Origin of the sequence: Saliniramus sp., assembly GCF_035311605.1 — a bacterium.
Classification (GTDB): domain Bacteria; phylum Pseudomonadota; class Alphaproteobacteria; order Rhizobiales; family Beijerinckiaceae; genus Saliniramus.
In genome coordinates, this window is the sequence record NZ_DATGCW010000156.1 from 1 (window position 1) to 6,432 (window position 6,432).

The window sequence follows — 6,432 nt, forward strand, 5'->3', positions numbered from 1 at the left end:
GACGAGGCTCGTGGCCACGGCCATGACGAGCACGGCTGTGACGAGGTTGACCGTGACGAACATAGCCGCCTGATAGGCCAGAGGCTTGCCCGCACCCGGAAAGACATGACGGCGGTAAAGCGAGAAGCCGACCGACATGCCGATCACATAGGCCGAAGCCACGGCGGCCGGAAACGGCATCACCAGCGAGAGCGGAAAGCGCACCCCCCAGTTCACCAGCGCGGCGAGGCCGCCGAGGACGAGAAAGCGCAGGATTTGCGGGGCAGGGGCCTTCATAGCGGAACCCCGATCAGTGCCATGATGAAGGACATGAGCACGATCGCGCACAGAACGAGGCTCTTGGGGTCCTTCATGGCAAAGACGACGGGATCATCGAGCAACTCTCCGCGTTGGCCGATCATCCAGATCCGCGAGAGCCAGAGAAACAGCGCCAGAGGAATGCCCCACAGCCATTGCGTCTGGGCATAAATGCCGACATGCATGGCGTCCTGCGTCAGATAGAGCACCATGATCACCATGGAGGCCATCCCCGAGGCGATTCCCATCGCCAGGATGAACGGCGCATCGGCGACGAAATAGCCGCGCCCGCTCAGCTTCGCAGCCATATCCGAGGTGCGTTCGGCAAAACGCAAAACCTCCGTCTGCCGCTTGGCGAACGAAAGCGACGCGAACAGAAACATCGAAAAGACCAGGAGCCAGGGCGAGGCCGCAACACCGACGGCCACGATGCCCAGAACGAGGCGCAGCGTGAACAGGGTCGCGAGCATGAACACGTCGATCACCGGCTTACGCTTGAAATGCAGCGAATAGGCCAGCGTCAATCCGAGGTAGATGGTGAGCACCCCGACCACCTGGTAACCGACGAGGCTTCCCAGAAGCACGCTTCCCGCAATGCCGACGGGGATGGCCGCGACGGCCTGCGTGATCCGCATGCGGCCGGAGGCGAGGGGGCGGTTGCGCTTGGTCCAGTGCTGACGGTCATCGACGATGTCCAGCAGATCATTCAGGAGGTACGTCGCGGAAGCGAGCAGGCCGAGCGCCAGAAAAGCGATGCCGGCGGAAAGCCATGCGCCGGGATCTGTCAGCAGGCCGGCAAGCACGAGGGGGGCGAAGACGAGGAGGTTCTTCGCCCATTGGTGCAGCCGCAGCGCCCGCGCCCAGCCCTTCAGGCCGAGGCCGGAGCGCGGCATCGCGCATTCGACCGGTTTGCTCCGATCCTTCGCGTGAGCACGCGCCGCCGCCGCCGTGGCCCGGTCGGCGCCGATGATCCCGATCGAGCGGGCACGTTTCCAGACATGCAGGTCGCTCGCACTGTCTCCGAAATAGGCAAATCCATCCGGAAAGCGTGCCGTGAGCGCATCTGCCCTGGCCCCGCCCTTGAGGTTTGTCGCGCCGTCGCTGGCCATGACCAGGTCGATGAAGCCGAGCCGCTGCGCAAGGCGCCGGGCGAGACTTTCGTCCGCAGCCGTAGCGAGAACGACCATGCGCCCGCGATCGTGGGCCGAGCGCGCATTTGCGACGACGGACTCGTTGAGGGGCAGGCGATCGATGTCGATCTGCGTATGCTCGGCGAGCCGCTTCTTGAGCACGGCCTTGCCGGCGATCAGCCAGTAGAGCAGTAGAAAGATGCCGAAGGGATTGTTCTTCACAAAGGCGAGCGCCATCTCGTACAGCATATCCGTCGCCAAAACGACGCCATCGACGTCGAGAACGAGCGGGACGGCATCGCTGCAATCCGAAGACGTCCCCAAGTGTAATTTCTGATTGATTTCATTCATTTCCGATTATCTTCTGCTACCTTGGGCATCCAGAGGTAGGTTAGTTCAATCGGGTACGCAATAATTGCATTTCATTAATATTAAAAATTTTTGATTGCGCTTTTTTCTTCTGGAACTGGCTTCACGCGCATCGCCCTTCAGAGGACGAGCCGACGCTGGGATGGCGAGGAATGGCTGCCGATACGCGGGTTTTTAAGCAAAGATAAAGGATTTCTGGTGCGCTATAGGGCTCGATGCGCAGTTCCAGTATGATTCGAAAAGGCGTGGTGGCAGCGATATGAGCGATTCGAAAGCCCTCACTCCGGTCGCCGAGGCCGATTACGACGCCATTGAAGGCGCGGTGATGGAGACAGAGCGCGGGCGCTGGTTCCTGAAGGAATATGCGCGCCGCAACCGCGCCGCCGACACGCAGATGCTGCTCGGCGCGATCGAGCGCCTCGAAGGCATGATGGTGCAGAACCGCGAAGCGCAGGAGAAGGATCGCCTGCGCATGGATCTGCTCGAAATGTCGCGCGCGATTTCGCGTACCAAGCACGAGATCAGCACATTGCGGCCCCAGGGCGCGCAGCCCAACGAACTCGGCGTTGCCTCCGAAGCGCTGGACGCGATCGTGCGCACTACGGAACGCGCGACCTCCGACATCCTCGAAGCCGCCGAGCAGATCCAGGAAGCCGCCTGGACATTGCGGGAGGAGGGCGCCAGCGAGGCGATGTGTGACGAACTCGACCGCCGCGCCACGGACATCTACACCGCCTGTTCGTTCCAGGACCTGACCGCCCAGCGCACCACCCGCATCGTCGACACGCTGCGCTTCCTCGAAGGGCGCATCAACGCCATGATCGAGATCTGGGGTGACGGCGAGACGGGCGAGGCGCCCGATGGCGGGCATGAAGGGGCGCAGGACGGCATGGATGATGCGGCGCGCCAGCGTGATCTGAGCGACAGTCTTGAGGATTTCAACGGCCTTTGTCAGGACGGCATCGACACGATGATCGTCGATGATGCGATGGCCGACCCGGTCGACGCCTATTTCTTCAATCGAGGCGCGGAAGCCGAGCCGCCGCGCCTCGCGGAGGAAATCGACTTCGTCGCGGACCCCGCAGCTGCGGATACCGCAATCGCTGCGGCTGAGGCTGATGAGGCGGATGAGTCGGTGTCGGACGCAAACGGCGTCGTCGCCGGCCTGTCTGATCTCGATGATGCTGCGGATCTGGTGGACTTCGCCGAGATCGAGGCCGGCGATGGGCACGGCGGCGAGAGGGAAGGACAGGCTGCTCTGACGGCTGAGACTGAAGCCGAGACGGATGTCATCGTCGTGGATGCTGACGAGACCGGTTCGCAAGAGCCCGTCAGCGCGGATATCTCCACCGGCCCCTTGCCCGATATCGACGCCTTGCCCGCCCGCGAGAAACTGCGCCGCTTTTCCTGATCGCGAGCGGACTCGCTTCAGGATATCCCGCGCAACAGCCCCGCAACGCTGCGAAATGCCGTGACCAGCGCAGCGCGGTCGGCCTGCGGCATCCGTGTGATCGCATCCACCGCATCATCGGGCAACAGTGAGGGCGCGCGCGAGAGAATCTCCGCGCCTTGCTGCGTCAGCCGCGAATGCACGATGCGCCGATCCGTCGGCGAGCGATAACGCTCGACGAAACCGCGTTCGGCAAGCTTGTCGAGGATCGCGACCACCGTTCCGGGGGAGAGGTCGACATGGCGCGACAGGCCGTTGGTGGTCACCTCGCCGAGATCGCGGATGCCGGCCAGCACCACGACCTGCGGGATGGTCAGACCGGACAGGCGCGCCATCGCCTTCGATCGCGTATCGATCGCCTGCGCGATGACGCGGATCGCCTTGACGAGCGCACCGAGATCATCACTCACGTTGCCTGCGTCTTGCGACGGAACCATTTCGGATATTTCGGCATTTTTTTGTGGCAAGTCCCGTCGTCGTGTCGCCACAAGGTGGCTCGCACGGGAACGCGTCATGTCGGTCATTTGTATCCTCCACGATCATTTGACATCAAAATATTCGTGCTGTAAAGATTTGTGTACGAATTAGCTATCGGCAGAGCGTTGTCCGGGTGAGCCGGGCAGCGCAATAACGCTGACAAGACGAGAGCAGAACGTAGCTATGTGCGGCATTTGCGGCGAAATCACTTTTGACGGGAGCCCGGCCTCCCCCCATATCACCGAACGCATGACGGATTGCCTGGTGCCGCGCGGCCCCGATTCCGGCGGCATGCTCAACCGCGGGCGCGTCAGCTTCGGCCACCGCCGCCTGAAGATCATTGATCTCTCGGACAAGGCCGAGCAGCCCATGGTCGATTCCGAGCTCGGCCTCAGCATCGCCTTCAACGGCTGCATCTACAATTATCCGGAGCTGCGCGAAGAGCTCCAGGGTATGGGCTATCGATTCTTCTCCCACGGCGATACGGAAGTTATCCTGAAGGCCTACCACGCCTGGGGTCTCGATTTCGTGCAGCGCTTCAATGGCATGTTCGCCTTCGCCATCCATGAGCGGGATACCGGGCGCGTGATACTCGGGCGTGACCGTTTCGGCATCAAGCCGCTCTATGTCGCAGAAAAGGGCAAGCGGCTGTTCTTCGCCTCCTCGCTGCCGGCGATCGTCGCCACCGGCGAAGTCGATACCACGATCGACCCCGTCGCTCTGCAATTCTACATGAGCTTCCACGCCGTGGTGCCGGCGCCCTACACCATGCTCAAGGGCGTGCGGAAGCTCCCGCCCGCCACCCTGCGCGTGATCGAGAAGGACGGCACCTCGAAGGATATCCAGTTCTGGAAGCTGAATTACGGCGGCAGCGCCGAGGATGCCGAGCGTCCCTTCGAGGAATGGCGTGACATGGTGCTCGACGAATTGCGCCGCGCCGTCAAGCGCCGCATGGTCGCCGATGTGCCCGTGGGCGTGCTGCTCTCCGGCGGTGTTGATTCGAGCGTGATCGTCGGGCTTCTGGCCGAGCAGGGCCAGAAGGGCCTCAAGACCTTCTCCATCGGCTTCGAGGAAGCCAATGGCGAGAAGGGCGACGAGTTCGTCTATTCCGATCTCATCGCCGAGCGCTTCGAGACGGATCACACCAGGATGATGATCCCCTCCGCCGACATGCTGGAGGCGCTGCCAGCGACGATCCGCGCGCAGTCGGAACCGATGGTCTCCTATGACAATGTCGGCTTCTATCTGCTCAGCCGCGAGGTCGCCAAGCATGTGAAGGTTGTCCAGTCCGGCCAGGGCGCGGACGAGGTCTTCGCGGGCTATCACTGGTATCCCAAGCTGACCAATTCGAACGATCCCGTCGAGGATTACGCCAACGCCTTCTTCGACCGCTCGAACACGGTGATGCGCCAGCACGTGGCGCCGCACTGGCATGCCGATCGCGACGAGGTGCGGGCCTTCGTCGAGAACCATTTCGCCATGCCGGGCGCCGACGATCCCGTCGACAAGGCCCTGCGCCTCGATGCCAATGTGATGCTGGTCGATGATCCCGTGAAGCGGGTCGACAACATGACCATGGCCTGGGGGCTGGAGGCGCGGGTGCCGTTCCTTGATTACGAGCTCGCAGAACTCGCAGCCCGCATTCCGTCACGCCACCATCTCGCCCATGGCGGCAAGGGTGTGCTGAAGGAAGCGTCACGCAAGGTCATCCCCAACGAGGTGATTGACCGGCCCAAGGGCTATTTCCCGGTGCCTGCGCTGAAATACATCCAGGGCCCGACACTCGACATGGTGCGCGATTCGCTCACTTCGCAGAAGGCGCGCGAACGCGGCCTGTTCAACCAGGATTACCTCGACCGCCTCTTTGCGGACCCGACCAGCGCCATCACCCCCTTGCGCGGATCGGAACTCTGGCAGGTGGCGCTGCTCGAAATGTGGCTGCAGCAACATGATCTTTGAGCGGAAAATGCAGCGGCTGCCCGGTCTCCCTCCCCTCAGTGGAGGGATCAAGGCTGGGGTGAAGCCGGGTGCGAAAACGCCTCGCACAACCCTGATTTCGCGATAAGATCACGCCCCTGACGAGAGGGTCAAAATGACCAGAACGCGTTCAACCAGGTCGGAACGCTCGCTGCGGCAGGAGCGCGATCAGCGTCGCCAGCCCGCCTATGCAGAGCCGGATCAAAGCCATACCCCGCAGCCGAACGCGATCGTCGATTGCGGCTGGGGGCGGCTGCTCTTCGGACAGACATTCGACGATCATGAGGAACTCGTGGAAGCGATGCGCGGAGAACGCCCGGACCGGCGGGATATCGCCGTCTATGTGCAGGATCCGCATGTGGCGCTGGCGAGTGCGCCGCAGGAGATGTTCCTCGACCCCTCGCATACGTTCAGGCTGCATCTGTCGCGCTATCGCACCTCGCGGCGCCGCCCCGGCGGTTTCTTCATCCGGCGGCTGTCTTCGGCTGCAGATGCCGAGGCCGTCAACCGGATCTATGCCGCGCGCCACATGGTGCCGGTGCCGCCGGAGTTCTTCTGGTCGAAGCGTGACAGCCGGGCGATCACCTATTTCGTCGCCGAGGACGAGGCGACCGGACAGATCATCGGCACGGTGACCGGCGTGGATCATTATCACGCCTTCGGCGACCCGGAGCACGGCTCGTCGCTGTGGTGCCTCGCGGTCGATCCGCAGGCCATGCCGCCGCGCATCGG

5 protein-coding genes and 1 pseudogene are annotated in these 6,432 nt (G+C 62.8%); 3 read left to right on the top strand and 3 right to left on the bottom strand.

Features of this window, described 5'->3' with window-relative positions; genetic code table 11:
• Together VKP01_RS07350 and VKP01_RS07355 are read right to left on the bottom strand one after the other, a co-directional pair.
• A partial coding sequence (locus VKP01_RS07350) for a GtrA family protein (protein ID WP_324411506.1) occupies positions 1 to 276 on the bottom strand: 276 nt, incomplete at its 3' end.
• The gene (locus VKP01_RS07355; RefSeq protein WP_324411507.1) at positions 273 to 1,778 is read right to left on the bottom strand and encodes a UbiA family prenyltransferase; all 1,506 of its coding nucleotides are present in this window, start codon (positions 1,776 to 1,778) and stop codon (positions 273 to 275) included. The genes VKP01_RS07350 and VKP01_RS07355, both read right to left, overlap by 4 nt.
• Before the next feature lie 277 nt (positions 1,779 to 2,055).
• On the opposite strand from VKP01_RS07355, the gene VKP01_RS07360 reads away from it, so the two are divergent.
• Positions 2,056 to 3,207 (top strand): hypothetical protein, encoded by a 1,152-nt coding sequence (locus VKP01_RS07360; RefSeq protein WP_324411508.1) that lies wholly within the window; start codon positions 2,056 to 2,058, stop codon positions 3,205 to 3,207.
• 17 nt (positions 3,208 to 3,224) lie between these two features.
• On the opposite strand, the gene VKP01_RS07365 is transcribed toward VKP01_RS07360, so the two are convergent.
• Positions 3,225 to 3,656 (bottom strand): MarR family winged helix-turn-helix transcriptional regulator, encoded by a 432-nt coding sequence (locus VKP01_RS07365; RefSeq protein WP_324411509.1) that lies wholly within the window; start codon positions 3,654 to 3,656, stop codon positions 3,225 to 3,227.
• Between the two features lie 250 nt (positions 3,657 to 3,906).
• Between VKP01_RS07365 and VKP01_RS07370 the strand changes: the two genes are divergently transcribed.
• Complete coding sequence (locus VKP01_RS07370; RefSeq protein ID WP_324411510.1) at positions 3,907 to 5,682, top strand: N-acetylglutaminylglutamine amidotransferase; 1,776 nt, start codon at positions 3,907 to 3,909, stop codon at positions 5,680 to 5,682.
• Positions 5,683 to 5,815: 133 nt separating this feature from the next.
• Positions 5,816 to 6,432, top strand: a pseudogene (locus VKP01_RS07375) (N-acetylglutaminylglutamine synthetase); the annotation flags it as partial.